This is a genomic window from Bacteriovorax sp. HI3 (assembly GCF_059738875.1).
In genome coordinates, this window is the sequence record NZ_AP026946.1 from 390,638 (window position 1) to 406,178 (window position 15,541).

Consider the following 15,541-nt stretch of genomic DNA (forward strand, 5'->3'; position numbering starts at 1 on the left):
AAAATCTAATTTAAATGAAGATTAGATTATCCAAGCACTCTGAACGAGCGAAGGCCAAGTACATCATTCCTTTTACCTACAGTCTGGTAGGAATGGGGCTCTTTTTTTCTTTTTATTACTACGGCAAATACCACGCAACATCGCTCGCCATTTCTTGTGCCCTGGCTTCAGCAATGGCGTGTTTTATTCCACTGGTAAAGAAGTTCACTAAATCTCATTTGATTATGGCCAACTATGTTGTGGCGATTCATTTTGCTTCTGTTACATTTCTTGCCCTCCATACAGGAGGAGTTAAGGCTTCTGCCATTTGGTGGTTGGGGACTGTACCGATTTTGGCCTCTTTTCTTCTTAACGCCACTTTTAGCGTGATCTGGTATCTGCTTGTGCTTGCGGACATCATAATCATTTCTTATCTCGGAAAAAATGATGCTCTTCCTCTTAACGTGTTAGCAGGAGCGCCAATTGAAAAACTCATGATGACATCACTCTTTCTCTGCACGAGTTTGATCACGGTTCTTTGTGTTCTTTCTGACTTGCTTAGAGAAAAGACTTCACTGGAAAAAGAAGAGCTACAAAAAAAATCATTCCTTCTTTCTCAGTTTGCCTCTTTAGGGAAACTGTCATCCGGGGTGGCTCACGAGATTAATAATCCGCTAGCGGTTATTCAAGGGTCACAGTTAAAGATCAATCGTATGATTGAGTCCTCAGCTCCAATTGATAAAGCGGCATTGACTCATTATATGGAGATGATCGACAGAAATACAAAACGCATTCATGACATTACAACGTCAATGAGAACGTTTTCGGATAAAGATGAGAACAAGAAAATCGCCAAAATTGACATGCAGGCACTTTTAAATTCATTGATCGATATGAATTCTAAGAAGATAAGTCAGAACCAGATAAAAGTGAGCACTTACTTTTATAATGAACCCTTATACTTTAACGGGATTTATACGGAAATTTTCCAGGCCTTTTATAACATTTTGGAAAACTCTTTTGATGAGCTAAAAAATATTGAAGGTGAGCGCAGGTTTGAGGTTCTTTTGGAAAAGAATGACGGGCATATTAACGTGCTTATTAAAGATAACGGACGTGGGATCTCAAAGAAGATTATGGATAGGATTTATGACCCATTTTTTACGACTAAAAATGTAGGAGAGGGGAAGGGCTTAGGGCTAACATATGCTCAGAATGTGTTCTCTCATAATGGCGGAAATCTGCAGCTGGAATCAGCAACGGAGGATGGGATGACGACGTTTAAGGTGATGCTGCCGATTGGCTCGATTGAGTAAAAAAAAAAGGGCCCTAACCGGGCCCTTTTTTAGTTATCTACATAAGATTTTAAAAGTTTTGCTCTCGATGGGTGACGAAGCTTTCTAAGTGCTTTCGCCTCGATCTGACGAATACGCTCTCTTGTTACGAAGAAGTCTTGTCCTACTTCCTCAAGAGTGTGATCCGATTTTTCACCGATACCAAATCTCATACGAAGAACTTTCTCTTCTCTTGGAGTAAGAGTTGAAAGAACCGCTCTCGTTTGCTCAGAAAGTGTAATAGACATTACAGCGTCTGCTGGAGAGATGATCTTTTTGTCTTCGATAAAGTCCCCAAGAGATGAATCTTCTTCTTCCCCGATTGGAGTTTCAAGAGAGATTGGCTCTTTCGAGATCTTTTGTACTTTTTTAACTTTATCAACTGGAAGTTCCATTTTCTCTGCAATCTCTTCCGGAGTTGGTTCGCGACCAAGTTCCTGGATAAGTTGACGAGATGTTCTTACCATCTTGTTGATTGTTTCAATCATGTGAACAGGGATACGGATTGTACGCGCCTGATCCGCGATTGCTCTTGTGATCGCCTGACGAATCCACCAAGTTGCGTATGTCGAGAATTTGTATCCACGACGGTACTCGAACTTATCTACGGCTTTCATCAGACCGATGTTCCCTTCCTGGATGAGATCAAGGAATTGAAGACCACGGTTAGTGTATTTCTTCGCGATAGAAACAACGAGACGAAGGTTGGCTTCAACGAGTTGAGCCTTCGCTTTATCGGCCTTTGTTTCACCTTCGATGATGATCTTGTAAACTTTTTCGATTTCCACGAATTCCATACCAGCATCGATCGTTAAACGACGAAGCTTTCTTAGGATATCTTCCTGGTTACGGATAAGTTGTTCGATCTTTGCGTCTGTCGTGAAAAGGTCTTTTGCAAGCTTTCTCTTAAACGCATCATCTTCCATTACTCTGTCGTAAAGGATCTTATAGTCTTCAGCATTTCCAACTTCAAGGAACTTGAAGATACGATCTTGTTGATCGAACATTTCAGTGAACTGAAGGTAGTATTTCTTAACTGGCTCTACGAAAGAGTTGATGATCTTTCTGTTGAAAGTTAAATCAGCAAGTTCAGCAGAGATTTCATCCATTAGTTTTTTCTGAGCAACGTCCAGGGCCTTTAGAGTCCCGTCAGCTTTTTCAGTTTCCTGAAGGATGACTGCGATTTGGTCGATAACCGCATAAATTCTGTCTTTAACTTTTTTGATGTCAGCTGGAGATGATTCGTCATCAAGACCACGTACAAGTTCTTTAACGAATTCTTGTGGGTTTTCTTGAGTCTCGATCTTCTCACGAAGCTTTCCAACTTCTTTTAGAGCGTGAGTTGAAGATAGGGCAGAAAGGATAATCTCTCTTTCTCCTTCTTCGATTTCTTTTGCAATTACAACTTCGCCTTCGCGAGTTAGAAGGGCAACTGAACCCATGCGCTTTAAATATAGTTTTACAGGGTCTGTAGATGCTGAACGAAGTTCAGCTTTTTCTTCACGTGATAGTGCTTCTTCGATGATTTCAGTACCGTCTAAACGGATCCCTTCTTCATCTTCATCTTCTTCCGCTGCTGAGTCCATAACCTCGATCTTAAGCTCAAGGATGCGGCCCATGATTTCATCGACGTCTGATGCCAGGACAATGCCGGCAGGAAGTGCGTCGTTGATTTCTTCAGCTGTAATAAAGTTTTGGTCTTTTCCTTTCGTCAAAAGACGACTGAACTCTTTTGAGTTCAGGAATTGAGCCACTGCTGGTGAAATTGGGTTACTCATTAATCGTTCTCCCTAACTAATTTTTTCGGGTTTTGAATTCTTTAATTGTTGAATATTTTTTTCAACTTCAAGTAACTGGGTCAGGAGTTTTGTCATCTCTTCTTCTGACTCGCACGTTTGTTGAAGTTTTTTAATTTCGTCTTTCTTATTTTTTAACTGCTCCATGTGCAGTTTAATTTTTAGGTCAAAGAGTAATCGCTGTTTTGTTTTGTTGTCAGCGTCTTTAGGTTTGTAATTATAGAATGCCGAAGTTACGACTTCTCTTAAATCAATCGAGTACTCTGGACTATTCGTCACATTGAGCACCACTGATTCGTACTCGCTATCATCAACTTCCATTGTGATTTTACGAATTTTTCCAATGTATTTTTTTACCTCATCATTCCCTACTAAATCAAGGATTTCATTCATTTTATCCATGTTTAATAGAGAGGGAAGTTGGACTACTTCTTGCACTAGGAGCTTCTCCATCTTCGAGAGGAAAATATGAGGAGGAGAAATTTCAGCATCAAAGTGGAATTCTTCATTGGTATCAGGGATAAAATCACTGTCAGTGTAAGCAGGTTCTTCCGTAGGTTGTTCTTTTTTTGGTTGGATAAATTTCGGCTTTTCAGTCGTTTTACTTAAGTGATCTTGATAACTTTTGACGATTTGAGCGCTATCGGCTTTTAAACCCAGACGCTTAGCAAAGCTTACAACTCGCTCAGTCGCAGACAGCTCCATTTTCAGAGGGGCCAGGACTTCGAAAGCTTTGTTTAGGATTTCTAGTTTTCTATCGAGAACCTCTGGAAGCTTCTCTGGGATCAGTGCGCCAAGCAGAATATCGAAGGCCGGAATGGCGTTATCGAGCTTTTCTTGCATTGCAAGTGCACCGTTGGCCTTTAAATAATCATCCGGGTCCTTTTGAGGGGAGAATTCGATGTATTTGGCCACTAAACCTTTTTCAGCGAGCTGCTTATTGATCCTTTCCATGGCAATAAAGCCGGCCTTATCGCTATCCAGTGCCAGGTAAACATTTTTTGTAAGACCCACAATCCTCTCAAGTGAGTTAGTACCCAATGCAACACCCATAACCGCCACGGTGTTCTTAAAGCCATTGTTGTACATTGCGATTTGGTCCATGTTTCCTTCAACCAGGATGACAGCATCCTTTTCCCTGATGGCATTTTTAGCAAGATGGAAGCCATAGAGGATGTTGCTCTTGATGAAGATGAAAGACTCCACCGAATTCATGTATTTAGCTTTCTGATCGTCTCTAATGGCCCTTGAAGTGAAACCTACAACCTGGCCGAATTGATCCCAGATAGGGAAGATAATTCGGTCTCTAAAGGTGTCATATTGGGCATTAGGATCGTTTTTATCTTTTCTGATAAGCCCGATATCCAGAGCTGTATTGATGGCGAAATCGCGGTCTTTAGGATCGGGAATTGATTTTAAATAGTCGGTAATCGAATTTCTGTTGGGAGCAAACCCAAGCGAGTAGGTCGTCGCGATCTCTTCATTCAGTCCACGATTTTTAATGAATGATGTATACGGTGCAAATGCTCCCGATGAAGCTGTTTTGCGGTAGAGGAGAGCTGTTCTCGTCAGGATTTTTTTGGCCATTTCCACTTTCGGGTTGGTCTTTTTTTCTTCCTGGTAAGAATCGAAATTGATTCCTTGTTTGTTGCAAATTTCTTTAAGCGCTTCAACGTAGTCCAGGTTTCTATACTTCATTACGAAGGTGATAGCATCTCCGGCAGCTCCACAGGCAAAACACTTGAAGATCTTTTTGGAGTCGTTGATATTCATCGACGGTTTTGTATCGCCGTGAAATGGACACAGGGAAACCTGCGCTGAACCTGAGCGCTTGATCGCAAGATAATTGCCGATCACAGATGAAATCGGAATTTCTTCTTTAATCTTTTGTTTTAAGTCGTCTAATGACATTACTTCTTTGATCTCAATACGAACGCTTTGATCTTGATTCCCTGGCTAAGGAAAATCTTTTCGAAGCCCGTAGTATATTTTGCCAGCATATGATCTGGATATTCAGCTCTTAAATCCTTACTTTCAAGGATGACTTCAAAGAGATCGCTCTGAGCTTTGATCTCTCTTTCCATCCACGCTGCATAATCATCGTGGTCAGTTTTAATATAGAAAATCCCGCCCGGCTTAAGCGATTTGTGAGCTGATTTTAAGAATGGCTCTTGAATCAAACGCTTCTTGTGGTGCTTCGTTTTTGGCCATGGGTCAGGGAAGAAATAGAAAATTCCATCGAGTTCGTTTTCTTCAAACATAAATTCCACTCTCTCGCCTTTAGCGCGGAGGTAGCGGAAGTTTGTAAACTCAAGAGTCGAAAGTTTTTTTGCCAGAGCAAAACTTCTTTTGAATCGGTAATCAAGGCCTACGAAGTGGTGGTGTGGGTGATCAGCACAATAATCAATCATGAAATGGCCAGCACCAGTTCCGATTTCTAAAAAGAGCTCGCCGTCTCTTTTAAAAATTTCTTTGTTCCACTTACCTTTGAATGCTTCTGCTTCGTTATCTCTTAAAACGAAATCAGAAAACGCACCCAACCTTTCATGATAAGGGTTCTCATGTTTGTACTTGAAATCTTCTTTGAAAGAATAATCAACCATAGTCTAAAGCCTTTTAATTTTAAAGGGTTTAGTTACCATCTAGGGGGCCTCCTAGCAAGAGATGTCCTATAAAGATTTCATGCTCAATTGCACTATTTCTGCATTGCGATACGATTCTTCTACTTACAACGACAACGTAACAAAAACAGCCTATCCCCCGGAGGCAACTGTATGAAATCGACTATTTTGGCCCTTTTGGCCTTTGCTAGCATGAGCGCTATGGCGGCGACAGCTACCCCTTCTCAATCTGAAGAGCAGTTTTGCGCAGACCGTGATTCTTCTTCATACACAAAAGACCTCACTAAAAGTTATACCAATTTAATGGCCTTCCAGAATCGTGGTGGTCTGGCCAATGGTGGAGTTTGTTGGTGGCACTCGCGTTTTCAAAGAAATGCGCTTTATTTAACGATTTATAAGCCAGCAGAAAAAAAACCAACAATCAGCGAAGCTGAGAAACTCATTAGTAAAATCCGTTCAGGTAAAGACATTATCGAAATCCCAGGATTCAGCAACTTTAATGAATTCTCTGGAGCCTATAGAAGTTTAATTCAGCGTGAACTTGAAAAATGGCAGAAATCAGATGGGATCGTGAAGTTCAATTGGGTTATCGGTCTTTCTGGAAGCAACGAAGTTGAAGCTCCAAAATTAAAAGAGATGATGGATGAGCTTTACGATTATGTTGAAGTTCAAGGGAACATTGCTTACCAAAAACTACAGATTAAAGGTGTAACAGCTCACGCTTGGTTAGTTGTTAATATGAAACAAGTTGATGGTGGATATGATCTTGAAATCATCGACAGTAACTTTCAACACCAGACGACGATTTATAAATACCGTGATGGGATGACAAGCTTCAACCATTACTACTACGGAAACTTTGTTCCATACCTGGAAAGAAAAGGGGAGATGGATCAATTGTCGATGGCGATTTTAAAGAAGTGTAAGCCGGAAGAGTACAAAGAGAGAAAGAAAAAAGAAACAGCTAACAATAACTCAAATAACGAATACTCTGGATCTTAAAAAAGAAAGGCCCTCCGAAGAGGGCCTTTTTATTTTTTATCTAACATTTCGGTGATTATCATCGCCGCCTTTTTTGCCAGCGCCGGATCTTTGATTTTTTCGGTAATCAGTTTTTTCATGCGTTCAATTTCAGCTTTCTGGACGATATTATCATCAACTACTTTTAGTTGTGTTTTCGCCTTTGGAACTGTTTCGCATTGAGGTTTTTTTAGAGCACCCATAATTTTTTATGCAGCCACTTCTGGCTTTCTCCCGCTTGAATAGTGTTTAGAAACTTTTTGCATATGGCTTTCGATCACTTCGAATAGCTCAAGGTTTGTCGTGTGTGGATCCATTCCGTACGGAAGAGCAGAATAAACCATATCTCCAGATACTTCAGTGAAGACGTACCAAGTGTTTCCTAATTTTTGAAAAAGAACTTCAGATGTTGCTTGTGTGTTTGATTTTGATGCTTTCATAATTTCCTCCGTGAAATTGTGATTACCTTGTCTCTTGCATTACTTTTCGTGTGTGGGCCGTCAAAACTTTAGACATTTTTTTATTTTTTTTAATTATTTTTTAGACATTAATCCCGGAGTTTTTCACTCGGAGATCAGGCCTAATATCTTACCTGAACTCCTACAAAAACCGAGGCTTGGGCCTTAAGCCCGCTCGAGATCTGGTCTTCGCTCCAAAGCTCGGGGTAAGCAGGTTGGTCGGTTGTTTTAACCGAGTGGGGAAGAAATAAACTTAAATCCACTCCACCGATTAAATCCGTGTTGGGAAACACTTCAGTGATTTGTAATGAAGTGCTGGTCATTGGAGAAATAGAGAATCCAGAAAAGATTCTTTCTTCGCCAATAGAGGCGTTGTCGATAAAGAGAGTCGAACGATGATAGTTAAAAGTGAACCCCGTTCCAATCGCCAGGCGGTATTTATCACTTTTATAAGCATCGTAAGTAAACCAAGGTCCGACGCGAATCATGTCGCGGCTTTCTTCTGCTACGTTGTCATTTTTAAATTCAACAGTGTTTTTTGAAGAAGTGATGAAACCAATCATCCCAAAATAAAAACGATCATACTTATCGTAGCTGATTTTATGAGAGATCACTAAACGACCACCCATCTCAGCACGGTATTTCTGTTTATCAAAAGAAGAGTTGTATGTGTAAGGAGAAGTCGTGTTGTTTCCAACGATAAATGAGATTGAAGCGCGAAGAAATGAGCGGTCTTCAAAGGGATATGTTGAAGGAATCGGCTCTTCAATGCGGTAGTCAGTCGGGTCGTGTGCCAGTCTGATTGGTTGTTTGTCTTCATTGTAAGTTCCGGAAATAACTTTTACATATTTTGCCGGAATAAAAGCAGGATTTCCTGCGCGGTCAAATGTCGGAACAAAGTCAGGGAGAGTCCCATCGACATAGTATTCTCTAGGGATAAAAACGCGTTCACCCTTCCTGATTGTTTGCAGGACTGTGGAACTCAGTGAAGGGCCCTTTAAGAGGGGAGCTTCCAGTACGATGACGACGCCATCATAGGCCAGTGCCGTTTGAGTTGAAAGAGCTAAAAATGTGAATAAGTGGAAAAAATATTTTCTCATAGATCCCATTCATATTTGTAACCGACCATTGCGCCGATTGAATTGATAACAAGTTCTTCCGGAACTGGATTTGAGCCAGGTCTGGTTGTCGAAGTAAGAGTTAAATCATGCCTGCGATAGTGTGTTCCGACCGTCCATTTACCGTAACCGGAATCCCAAAGTGCTTCTAGGCCCAGATCGAATAAAATCGCTTGGTATTTTTCTTTTGATGTACCTGATGACGTCGTATAAATGGGAGCAAATTCTCCCCCCATGTGAAGTGAAAGCGCAGTGGTTTCACCTTGATAAATGTAGCGCTGTATTTGCGGACCGAAACTTAATATTGAAAGCTTCACTTCATCAATATCATTTTCCCAGGTCGCAGTCTGGTAATTGATTCCAAGGCCGAAATTTACTGGAAGTGTAGAGACGTAAAGCGTTCTGATTTCCCAGCGATTTCCAACAGCAGAAGTGAGTTCTTGATTGTAGATGGAGTTAAGAGGGGCCATCCCCAGGCGTTCCAGGTGCAGGTTAAATTGCGTATCAAAAAAAGCGTATTTGTTATTGGCCTTGAGTTGCGAAGGAGGAGGGTAACTGATTTCTGCATCGACGTTTGGAAGAATCTGGACATCTTTTTCAATCTCCACAACTCCATCGGCCAGAGTATCGTAGATTGCTTTGCCATTTTTATCGTAGACTAGAAAATGGTCTCTTTTTGAAGGATTACTTTCCAGGACGTTGGCGTAAATTCCTCTCTCAATAGCAAAACTTTTTTTATCTGAGAGTCGGGTAAGAACAGTGCCTGGCTTTAAATAAACGCGGTAGGGTTTTAATTCGGCGGCATGGCTAAAAATAGCGAAGAAGGCGAGAAGTAAAACCAACACCAGCTTCATTATTTTTTCCCCTCTAGGTATTTTTTCGCCATCACAAAAGCTTCGTAATTTGTCGGGAAGGTATAGTCTTTCGGGTCGACTTCATCGAAGGGAACCCATTTGAAAAAAAGATGTTCTTCATTGAGAGTGATTTCAGGTTTTTCATCGAAGTGGCAAAGATAAACCTGCTCAACACATTGTTTTTTCCAGCGGTCGAAGAACTCATATCTTAAATTGAGATCAATCACTCCAGCGCTAAGGCCTGCTTCTTCCCAAAGTTCGCGCTTGGCCGCTTCTTCGTAGCTTTCATCTCCCTCAACACCGCCAGTGATATTTTGAAATCCGACGTAGTTATTGGGGATTTGATTATTGAATTCAAACAATAAAAGGTGATTGTCGGCGACGACCACCACTTGGACTTTTTTCTTTAGATCTTGATCATTCATATTTTAAAATTTTAACATAATCTGACATTTTAATATTTGAGTCATAAAAATTGCCTAATTAGGAGGTTTCTTACCCCCATAATTCGTTGCTACATGTTGACCAAAATGATATGTTTTCCGCTTATGGAAGATTTTATTTATAGAGTAGCAATTTCACTCCCTGCTTTCCTTCTGGCCATTGTATGTCACGAGGCGGCGCACGCGTGGATGGCCAAGCGTTTTGGTGACACAACTGGTGAGCAATTAGGGCGACTTAGCCTAAACCCATTGGTGCACTACGATCCGATTGGAACAGTGATTTTCCCGTTAATTGGGGCCATGCTTGGTGGAACGATGTTCGGATGGGCAAAACCAGTTCCGGTCGATACAAGAAGATTCAAAAACATTCGCTCGGGTATTTTCTGGGTGAGTTTCGCAGGCCCTTTGGCAAACATCATCCTGATGTTCATCTCAGCTATCCTGCTTGCTTTCATGTTCACAAAAGTTTCTCCAGACTTCTCATACTTTCAGGTTTTCACTGAAATGCTTAAGAGTGCAGTAACGATCAACGTTCTTCTGGCCGTATTCAACCTGATTCCATTTCCACCACTTGATGGATCGAAAATGGTGTCTTCAATGCTTGATTACAATGCCGCTCGCAAGTTTGAAGATCTTCAACGTTATAGTTTTGTCTTTTTAATTATTTTGATTATGACTCCAGTGCTGAGTTGGATTATGTCTCCGGCACTATGGGCAAGTAACCTTATCGTTAATATTTTTATTAACATCTTTGCAGGTTTTTAATGTTAGATACATCTATTCAGGTAAAGACAGATCATTTTGACGGACCTCTCGGGTTGCTCCTTCTTCTTGTTGAAAAAGAAGAAATGAACATCCGCGAACTGGACCTGACAAAGATTACAAAACAATACTTAGATTACTTAGCTCAGATGCGCGATCTGAACTTCGACGTAGCAGGAGATTACCTTTTCCTGGCTTCAACACTTCTGCTTCTAAAATCAAAAGTGTGTATCGCCGAAGAAGAGATGAAGTCGCTTGAGTCTGAGTTTGGCGTAGAAGGATTAAACATCACTTCTCAGTCTGAACTTATCAGACGTCTTGAAGAGCTTCAGCTTTACCAAAAAATGTCTAAGAAGCTTTGGGACCTGGAAAAGAAAGGTCACGAGATCTTCGTAAAACCAAAAGTAGATAGAAAGGCCATCGTTAACTCGATTTTAACTCCAATGGATTTAAACTCGTTGACTATGACAATGGTCGATTTCCTATTCAGACAAAGAAGAAAATACACAGTCGTAAAACGCGATCGTCTATCGATTAAAGAAAAACTGAAATTCTTAAAGAGCAATCTGAAGCTGGGTGAGCAAACGACGTTTGACACTCTTTTAGAGCAGGATGGAAACGCCCTCATTGGTGACGACCAAAATCCTGAGAACCTGAAGAAGGATAAAATTGATAACATCGTTATCACTTTCATCTCTCTTTTAGAGCTTGCTCGTCTTAAGCGCATCAACGTTTTTCAAAATGAAGATAGAAGCACGATTTATGTCAATGTCGTCAGATCACTTGAAGATTTCGATGTTGATCAGGCAAACGGATTTGAAGACGAACAGCCGACACCGGCACCAAAAGATGATGATGTTTTAGAAATTAAAGCAGCTAATCCGGATGAAAAACTAATCATTGAAGACCTGGGTGACTACTCAGCAGAAGAAGAAACAAAAGAAGCTTCTGCCGATGAAGAAATTCCTTCAGAGCTTACAGAGACTGGATTATCAAAAGAGCAGGAAGATGAGTTCATGGAGCTTTTGACAACACCTGAGAGTCCAGACAGCGGATCTAAATTAATTCAATAAGGGTAAGGGGATATATGGATAACGTTAACAATAATTCAGACGTACACATGGATGATATTGAACTTCCAGCTAAGTTTCCTTCTGAGGAAGATTTAGAACTGCCGATTTTTGAAATGGCCGAACTGGATGAGAACATTGAGATCTCTGCTGCTGCAACAGAAGTTAAGAATGAGATCGAAAACGAAATCATTGATGAGAGCTTCTCTGACAGCATCGTCTCAGATGAAGTCCTATGGCAGGCACGTACTGGTTTAAACCCAGACACTCTTTGTGGTGCTATCGAAACAATCATCTTCATGAGTGATAAGCCTGTTTCAATCCAAAAGATTAAGTCGCTAATCGACGCTGAAATGCCGCTTAAAGTAGTTCACGAAGCTCTTCAAAGACTTCAAGCTGAATACGAGCAAAAACACCATGGCCTTCGCCTTCTTGAAGTAGCTGAAGGATACCAATACCGTACAAAAGCGACGTACTCTAAGTACGTGCAAGATATTTTCAAAATCAACTCACTGGTTCTTTCTCCAACTGCACTGGAAGTTTTAGCGATCATCGCTTACAAGCAACCATGTTCAAAAGTTGAAGTCGACAAGATCAGAGGAGTGGATAGCGGACACATCGTTCGTGCCCTTATGGATAAACGTTTAGTAAAAGTAACTGGTAGATCAGATGAATTAGGTCGCCCGGTTCTTTACGGAACAACTCCAGAGTTCCTGGAAGTGTTTAACCTTCCGGATCTGGCAGCTCTTCCACCAGAGCATGAGCTTGATGAAATGTCTCGTGCTTCTTCAGTTGGGAAAATCGCTGATATTAAAACTCTGGTTAATGACGGAGCTGATAAAGCGAGATTCAAGTTCGACGAAATCGAAGAGCTTGATATGCTTTCTGAGTCTATCAAAAACATCTCAAGTGAAACTGATTTTACTGCTTCACTTAAAGTTGAAGAAAAGAAACGTATGTCAGAAGATGGAGCTGAGGTTAAATCTGCTTTTGATCTTCTTGAAGAGTTTGTTAATAAGAGACTTATCTCTGAGCAAAACAAACAGGCGATCGAATCTCTTCTTACAACTAACGTAATTGATCCAAGAATTATCGACGACCTTGAAGCAGGACCTTTCAACGTTCCTCAAGAGGACGAAGAAGAGTTCCAGATGATCGACCTTGATACGGGATTACCTATCGAGTACGACGCTGAATTCGACGGCGAAATTGATGAAAATGGAAACTATGAAAGTGGTCTTGATGAGAGCGAATTCGATATCATCGTAGACCTTGATTTCGATAAAGAAGAAAGCGAAGAAGAGGCCCTTTCAAAGGCCCTTGATGCAGCTTTTGAAAACCTGACAGGTGAATCACTTGATAGCCGCCTTTCAGATGAAGAGTTTGCTTTTGGTGGAGAGCTTGAAGAAAGAAGCCAAAGCATTGATGACATCACTAACGGCATGATCGAAAAGGCCCAGGATTTAGACCTAGACCTGTCTTTTTTAAAAGACCCAAGTGCTGAAAATGACGATTCAGACGATCGTTCTCAAGACTAATTTGACATTCATCGGACCATAGCGTAAAACTCTGGTCCGATTACATATTTAACCAAAAAACAGCCGTTATGGCAGATTGGAGGACCTGATGACTAAGTCAAAGACTAAAAAAGCCGCGCTCGCAAAAGCAAAAATCGCAGAAACAGCTAACGAATTAAATGTACGCCTTCAGAAATTTATTGCTGATTGTGGAGTTACGTCTCGTCGTAAAGCTGAAATGATGATCCGTGAAGGACGTGTAACAGTTAACGGTGAAGTCGTTACGGAACTTGGAACGAAAGTAGACCCATATAATGATGTTGTTATGGTTGATGGTGCTCTTGCAGATCTAAATGCAGTTGAGCCAATCTATTTAATGCTTCATAAGCCAAGAGGTTATGTAACGACTCTAAACGATCCAGAAGGACGTGAGACGGTTATGGACCTGGTAAAAGAAATCCCGGAAAGAATTTATCCAGTAGGTCGTCTAGATTACCTTTCAGAAGGTCTTCTTCTTATGACAAATGATGGTGAGTTCGCCAACATGGTCATGCACCCGAAATACAACGTAACAAAAGTTTACGAAGTAAAGGTATTCGGATCAGTGACTGAAACAATCCTAAATAAACTTAAGGCCGGAGCTTATCTTGACGAAGGTCTGGTAAAGCCGACTTCAGTTCGTGTAATTAAGCAGCTTCCAACTAAGACATGGATTGAATTCCGTCTTAACGAAGGAAAAAACAGAGAGATTAGACGTCTATGTGAGGCCGTAGGTCTGACAGTAGATAAACTTAAGCGTCTTGCTATCGGTAACCTTTCTGTTGAAGGTGTTGCTCCAGGGAAATTCCGTGTAATGAGCAAAGAGCAAATGCTTGGTTTCATCGGAATCAATGAAGATGGTTCAATGAGAAAAGTATTGAATCAAGAAGGGTTCATCTCTGCTAAAAAGACAATCGATCTTAAGAAGAAACGCCCTCAACCAGGTACTGTTGCTGATGATGAGGCTTTCAAGAAGTTTAGAAGAGAGACATATTTTGACTCTCTAAAACAAATTGCTGAACAGAAAGCGAAAGTTGCCGATAAGATCCAATCTCTTTCTGATCAGGTTTACGTTGAAGAACAAAAATCATACGTAGAAAGAAGAAAAAAGGTTGATGCAGTAAAAGCGACGATCAAAAACAACAACCTAAATAGAACGAACTTTAGAAATTCAAAGCCTTCAACTCCAAAAGCTTAATATCGTAAAGGGCCCGCAAAATGCGGGCCTTTTTGTTAAAAGTTCCCCTCATCATTCCAAAAACCTTCTTCATTTATTTTTCTTTTAAGTGTGTCGAGAGTGAAAAACACGACTCTTTTTTAAACACTGATTGTGTCTTTGGACAAAGACACATCACCGGTTAACATTTTTTCAAGGCAATAGAGATGGCATGCTTCTGGCAACTTGTAAGTTAAAAAAACAAAGGAGTTTTTATGAAGATGATGATGACTATTCTATCTGTCGTGACAAGCTTATCACTATACGCCCAATCACCAAGAGTTTTATCTCCAGGAGAAGTCTCTCCGGAAGGGGATTATATATGCGCCAGTGCGAAGGCTAAGCCTGCACCAAAACATACGTGCAGTATCCGAATGTCATCTGGTTTTTTTGGCAAGGAAGATGCCGGTAATGATTCATACGTTTATGTCGATGATGTACTCTATGCGACTTTTAAGGCGTATAATCCTTTGTACAACTGTTACGAAGCTGAAAGACTTGTCAAAAAACTTGAGCTTGATAACAAATGCACACTTGTCAGAAATGCCTGTCGTGTTAAGTAGGTGAGTTTTTCACAAAGATGATTTTTTTGAATGCATGAGAAAAAGTGTGTAAAAAAGGCGCTATTTACGCGATTGATTGCTCACTTTTTCCCATGGCTAAATAATAGATTAATTATCGTAAGTAACAACTTTTGACGCAGTAACGTATTCTTGAAGTATATCAACGGAATACTCTAATGCTTGTTGAGCATAGGGGATATTGCTTTGATCCTTCAATTCCTCTGTAAAGCGCGCTTGCTTAATAAGAGCAGCACACATTCTCATGAACTCAGCGCTCCCTTCAAAGTACTCTTCTTCGCTTTCAGTTAATAGCACATGCGTGAGCATCGTATTAAGTGATTTAATGAGTCTCACTTGCTGTGGTGTTAGCTCGCTTCCATCAATCTCGATTTTGATCATGCTGTTTTTTAATGAAGTCTGGGCTGACATAAAAAGAATCCTCTCTCTAAATAGGGTTCAAAAGGGTCACTAAACTATTTATCGCCATATTTACGAAGGAATTTAGAACTTTATGTTGGAGCGAATAATTCGATTTCTTACTGGACAAACGGCCTCCGGCAATCTAATATCACCCTGCGGGATGGAGCAGTCTGGTAGCTCGTCGGGCTCATAACCCGAAGGTCGTAGGTTCAAATCCTGCTCCCGCAACCAAAAATTTCAAATACTTACCCCTTCCATTTTGACCAGTTAAGATAGAACAAAGCATGAATAAGGCGTTAGTTCTTTTGCGCTAAGTTTTAGCCTTTAGGGC

At 40.7% G+C, this 15,541-nt stretch carries 16 protein-coding genes, 1 tRNA gene and 1 pseudogene; 8 read left to right on the forward strand and 10 right to left on the reverse strand.

All coding sequences use genetic code 11. From position 1 onward, the window contains the following. The first annotated feature begins 14 nt into the window (after window positions 1-14). A complete protein-coding gene (locus AC6JA8_RS01835; protein ID WP_497975512.1) occupies window positions 15-1,295 on the forward strand; it encodes a sensor histidine kinase in 1,281 nt (426 codons plus the stop codon). A 29-nt stretch (window positions 1,296-1,324) separates the two neighbouring features. On the opposite strand, the gene rpoD is transcribed toward AC6JA8_RS01835, so the two are convergent. The 4 genes and pseudogenes from rpoD to trmB form a co-directional block, all read right to left on the reverse strand. Further along, on the reverse strand, window positions 1,325-2,755 hold the full coding sequence (gene rpoD / locus AC6JA8_RS01840; RefSeq protein WP_243733583.1) for an RNA polymerase sigma factor RpoD: 1,431 nt from the start codon (window positions 2,753-2,755) through the stop codon (window positions 1,325-1,327). Next, window positions 2,729-3,091: pseudogene (locus AC6JA8_RS01845) on the reverse strand (RNA polymerase sigma factor region1.1 domain-containing protein); the annotation flags it as partial. The gene rpoD and the pseudogene AC6JA8_RS01845, both read right to left, overlap by 27 nt. A 12-nt stretch (window positions 3,092-3,103) precedes the next feature. Then, the gene (gene dnaG, locus AC6JA8_RS01850) at window positions 3,104-5,020 is read right to left on the reverse strand and encodes a DNA primase (protein WP_497975513.1); all 1,917 of its coding nucleotides are present in this window, start codon (window positions 5,018-5,020) and stop codon (window positions 3,104-3,106) included. Next, window positions 5,020-5,712, reverse strand: coding sequence for a tRNA (guanosine(46)-N7)-methyltransferase TrmB (gene trmB / locus AC6JA8_RS01855; protein WP_102242160.1), 693 nt, complete (start codon window positions 5,710-5,712; stop codon window positions 5,020-5,022). Before trmB ends, dnaG begins: the two co-directional genes overlap by 1 nt. A 171-nt stretch (window positions 5,713-5,883) precedes the next feature. Between trmB and AC6JA8_RS01860 the strand changes: the two genes are divergently transcribed. Next, window positions 5,884-6,732 carry a hypothetical protein gene (locus AC6JA8_RS01860; RefSeq protein WP_497975514.1) on the forward strand — a complete coding sequence of 283 codons (849 nt, stop codon included), beginning with the start codon at window positions 5,884-5,886 and terminating at the stop codon, window positions 6,730-6,732. 29 nt (window positions 6,733-6,761) lie between these two features. On the opposite strand, the gene AC6JA8_RS01865 is transcribed toward AC6JA8_RS01860, so the two are convergent. The 5 genes from AC6JA8_RS01865 to AC6JA8_RS01885 all read right to left on the reverse strand — a co-directional run bounded on the left by AC6JA8_RS01865 (window position 6,762) and on the right by AC6JA8_RS01885 (window position 9,605). Beyond that, window positions 6,762-6,953 carry a hypothetical protein gene (locus tag AC6JA8_RS01865; RefSeq protein ID WP_497975515.1) on the reverse strand — a complete coding sequence of 64 codons (192 nt, stop codon included), beginning with the start codon at window positions 6,951-6,953 and terminating at the stop codon, window positions 6,762-6,764. Between the two features lie 6 nt (window positions 6,954-6,959). Continuing rightward, window positions 6,960-7,190 carry a hypothetical protein gene (locus tag AC6JA8_RS01870; protein WP_102242163.1) on the reverse strand — a complete coding sequence of 77 codons (231 nt, stop codon included), beginning with the start codon at window positions 7,188-7,190 and terminating at the stop codon, window positions 6,960-6,962. 140 nt (window positions 7,191-7,330) lie between these two features. Further along, entirely contained in the window at window positions 7,331-8,308 is a 978-nt protein-coding gene (locus AC6JA8_RS01875) for an SH3 domain-containing protein (protein WP_497975516.1), read from the reverse strand. Next, window positions 8,305-9,180: a hypothetical protein gene (locus AC6JA8_RS01880; protein WP_497975517.1), complete on the reverse strand. Its 876-nt coding sequence runs from the start codon at window positions 9,178-9,180 to the stop codon at window positions 8,305-8,307. Before AC6JA8_RS01880 ends, AC6JA8_RS01875 begins: the two co-directional genes overlap by 4 nt. Further along, the gene (locus tag AC6JA8_RS01885; RefSeq protein ID WP_497975518.1) at window positions 9,180-9,605 is read right to left on the reverse strand and encodes an NUDIX domain-containing protein; all 426 of its coding nucleotides are present in this window, start codon (window positions 9,603-9,605) and stop codon (window positions 9,180-9,182) included. The genes AC6JA8_RS01880 and AC6JA8_RS01885 overlap by 1 nt, the downstream gene beginning before the upstream one ends. Before the next feature lie 123 nt (window positions 9,606-9,728). Here AC6JA8_RS01885 and AC6JA8_RS01890 point away from each other — a divergent pair, with 123 nt between their 5' ends. The 5 genes from AC6JA8_RS01890 (at window position 9,729) to AC6JA8_RS01910 (ending at window position 14,790) form a co-directional block, all read left to right on the forward strand. Then, entirely contained in the window at window positions 9,729-10,388 is a 660-nt protein-coding gene (locus tag AC6JA8_RS01890; RefSeq protein ID WP_158649527.1) for a site-2 protease family protein, read from the forward strand. Continuing rightward, the gene (locus tag AC6JA8_RS01895; protein ID WP_497975519.1) at window positions 10,388-11,458 is read left to right on the forward strand and encodes a segregation and condensation protein A; all 1,071 of its coding nucleotides are present in this window, start codon (window positions 10,388-10,390) and stop codon (window positions 11,456-11,458) included. Before AC6JA8_RS01890 ends, AC6JA8_RS01895 begins: the two co-directional genes overlap by 1 nt. 14 nt (window positions 11,459-11,472) lie before the next feature. Then, window positions 11,473-12,993: an SMC-Scp complex subunit ScpB gene (scpB, locus tag AC6JA8_RS01900; protein ID WP_497975520.1), complete on the forward strand. Its 1,521-nt coding sequence runs from the start codon at window positions 11,473-11,475 to the stop codon at window positions 12,991-12,993. Window positions 12,994-13,081: 88 nt separating this feature from the next. Beyond that, entirely contained in the window at window positions 13,082-14,209 is a 1,128-nt protein-coding gene (locus tag AC6JA8_RS01905) for a pseudouridine synthase (RefSeq protein WP_497975521.1), read from the forward strand. Between the two features lie 233 nt (window positions 14,210-14,442). Then, window positions 14,443-14,790 (forward strand): hypothetical protein, encoded by a 348-nt coding sequence (locus tag AC6JA8_RS01910; protein ID WP_497975522.1) that lies wholly within the window; start codon window positions 14,443-14,445, stop codon window positions 14,788-14,790. A gap of 108 nt (window positions 14,791-14,898) precedes the next feature. On the opposite strand, the gene AC6JA8_RS01915 is transcribed toward AC6JA8_RS01910, so the two are convergent. Beyond that, complete coding sequence (locus AC6JA8_RS01915; protein ID WP_497975523.1) at window positions 14,899-15,219, reverse strand: hypothetical protein; 321 nt, start codon at window positions 15,217-15,219, stop codon at window positions 14,899-14,901. A 145-nt stretch (window positions 15,220-15,364) separates the two neighbouring features. Here AC6JA8_RS01915 and AC6JA8_RS01920 point away from each other — a divergent pair. Beyond that, a tRNA-Met gene (locus AC6JA8_RS01920) sits at window positions 15,365-15,441 on the forward strand. The last annotated feature ends 100 nt before the right edge of the window (window positions 15,442-15,541 follow it).